Raw genomic sequence first — 2,953 nt, forward strand, 5'->3', positions numbered from 1 at the left:
CCGGCAAAATTGCCCATAATAATTCAGCCAGCCATTGATTATGGGGTTTAGCCAGTTTGCCAGTTGTATCAGGTTCAGTTCTGTCCGCATTCGGATCTTCAACTTACGGATTTTGAATCTCATGGCTTTTTGGGCCGCTTTGCTGACTGCCGGTGTAAAACTCACAAACAAACTGTTTCTTTTACGGTTCTTGACCCACCTTGGTCTGAACGTATATCCAAGAAAATCAAAACAGGTATGTTCATATTTTCCCTTTCGTTCTACATCTTTACAGTAAGCAATCCGGGTTTTGTCCGGATGCAGTGCCAGTCCACATTCCCTGAAACGGTGTTCCAACCTTTGCCAGATTTCTCTGGCCTGTGCTTCACTCTGGCAGTGAACCAGTCGTCGAGTCGCCCCGGGGAACCTCCCCCCAAGGCGCTCACGGAACCGGACGTGAACGTCTCCGCTCATCCGGCTCTTCCCATTGAAGCCTGCCCCCCATAGTAGCGGCCAGTGGGCAAATAACCTCGTTTCACTCCGCGCAACACGTGCCAGCCAGTGACTGGCCCGTCGCCGGTGGCCCCGAAGTCGCTTATGTTTACGGGTCAGCCATAACACGAGTTTGCGATCGATTTGCCTCAGCGTTGGGTACAGGGCCGATTTATAAAAAGCACCGTAATAATTTATCCAGCCTCTGATTTTCGCATTGAACATATGCGCCAGATCGTACAAGGACTTGTCACTGCGATTTTGCAGACCCCAACTCCTCACCTCCTGACGGATTGCTTTCCCTGCTCTGGCACTCATCCCCGGACTGAAGTTAACGAAGGTCTTACCCCAGCGATTCTTCGACAAACGGGGCCGGAATGTATAGCCCAGAAAGTCGAAGCGCGTCTCTGCGTAATTCCCCCGTCGATAGGCTTCTTTACAGTAAACCATCCGGGTCTTCTGCGGATGCAACTCCAGCCCACATTGCGCGAACCGCTGGCCTGCTTTACTTATCAGTGCTTCGGCCTGCGACTGACTGTGACAGTGGCATACAACATCATCGGCATACCTTTCAAAGGGGACGCCGGGAAACTGACGTTTCATCCACATATCAAAGGCATAATGCAGGAACAGATTCGAGATCAGGGGTGAAATCACGCCGCCCTGCGGCGTCCCCCTGTTCCGTACCTGCCCCCTTCCATCCGGCATTTGCACCGGCGCCTTCAGCCAGCGTTCGATATACATCACCAACCAGCGTTCCTGTGTGTGATGCCGCACTGCTTTCAGTAACAGGGCATGATCAATATTATCAAAGAAGCCTTTGATATCGATTTCCACAACCCAATCAAACTTCCAGCAGCGTGTTCTCGCCTGCGCAATCGCCTGGTGAGCAGATTTCCCCGGCCGGTAGCCATACGAGTCGGCATGGAACAGAGGTTCCAGTACAGGCTCAAGTACCTGTTTAACGACCATCTGGGCGATTCTGTCCGACACGGCAGGAATACCGAGCGGACGCACACCACCATCAGCTTTGGGGATCTCCACACGCCTTACCGCCTGCGGCATATAACTGCCCGAAGCCAGTCTGTTCCATAGCTTGTAGAGATTGTCTGCAATATTCTCGTCAAACCCGGCCAGTGTCTGTCCGTCAATACCTGCCGCACCACGGTTAGCTTTCACTCGTTTATACGCTTCCCACACCTGTCACTTACTCACAGGAAATGGCTTTGCCGATTTTACAGCAGTCCTCCCACCGGCTTTATCGCCCGTGGTTGCTGTCGTGCCATCAGCACAATGGGGCAAGCCCTTTGCTCCAGACCCATTACGGTCCTTCAACGCTACTACGGCTTGCTCCGCCCCTGTACCCCGCATTGGTACTCTGGCGCTCATGGGACCTCCACTTGCGTTTCTCCCTTCACATCGGGGTGACAGGTTCCCACGTTCCCCACAAGAGCCTGAATCGACTTCACGCCGCCTTTATGCCGGATGCCGCGCAGGCAGTAAACAGGTCGCCCCCTGCGCTTATCCCACAGGAACGACTCCACCATGGTTTTGACATCATCTATACGCTTTCGACACATCATCAACGGTTCACTTTCGTTCGTCTCTTCGATCCCTACCTGATCGGATCATGCCCGACCTTTTCCCATATCGCTCACCCCCACGTCTCTTAAACGCAGCAGCAGTGGGGGGTTTGGTGCCTGCACCTGTACGCCGACACCGAGGGGCCTGCCCTCATCTCTTGTGTTGCATAGCTGCACGGGGACTTACGTCCCCGGTACATGCCTTCGTGGCACACCATCATCCGCATAGCGACACCATTTCATCCGGGGATGATATTTCTGCATCCACTTGTCGAAAACGTAGTGCAGAAATAAATTGGCCAGTATCGGGCTAATCACACCTCCCTGCGGTGTACCTTTCTCCCGGAATAACACCTCACTATGGCATTTCATCGGGGCCGTTAGCCAGCGTTCGATGTACAGGCAGAGCCACGGGCTATTTGTGTGTTTCCTCACGGCTTTCATGAGTAAATCATGAGGAATATTGTCAAACAACCCTTTGATATCGAACTCCAATACCCAATCTTGCTGCCAGCATCGCTGCCTTGTGACTCTGATGGCATCAATCGCCGACTTATTCGGTCGGTAGCCATAAGAATCCAGCAAAAAATGAGGTTCAACAAGGGGTTCGAAATGAAGCCTGACCACCATTTGTGCCACACGATCCGCAACCGTGGGGATCCCCAGCAGACGTTCACCTCCCGACTTCTTAGGGATAGCGACACCTTTCACCGGAGGCGGATAATAACTGCCCGATGATAAGCGGTTCCAGAGTTTGTACAGATTGTCTTTCAGATTGGATTCAAAATCCGCGAGGGTTTGACCCTCCACGCCTGCCGCACCTTGATTGGCTTTAACCCATAACCAGGCACGGTACACTTCCCTTTTCTCAATGACAAACGGTTTTGCCTTAACCTCCG

Annotated in this window: 2 protein-coding genes and 1 pseudogene; all 3 read right to left on the bottom strand. The window is 52.8% G+C overall.

Features of this window, described 5'->3' with window-relative positions; translation table 11 throughout:
* The coding region (gene ltrA / locus OO184_RS24660) for a group II intron reverse transcriptase/maturase (RefSeq protein ID WP_446500480.1) at window positions 1-1,650 on the bottom strand (1,650 nt) is incomplete at its 3' end.
* Window positions 1,651-1,674: 24 nt separating this feature from the next.
* The gene (locus OO184_RS25120) at window positions 1,675-1,860 is read right to left on the bottom strand and encodes a hypothetical protein (protein WP_265381421.1); all 186 of its coding nucleotides are present in this window, start codon (window positions 1,858-1,860) and stop codon (window positions 1,675-1,677) included.
* Window positions 1,861-2,264: 404 nt separating this feature from the next.
* Window positions 2,265-2,953: pseudogene (locus OO184_RS24670) on the bottom strand (group II intron reverse transcriptase/maturase); the annotation flags it as partial.

The sequence above is a fragment of the Photorhabdus aballayi genome (assembly GCF_026153155.1).
Lineage (GTDB): Bacteria > Pseudomonadota > Gammaproteobacteria > Enterobacterales > Enterobacteriaceae > Photorhabdus > Photorhabdus luminescens.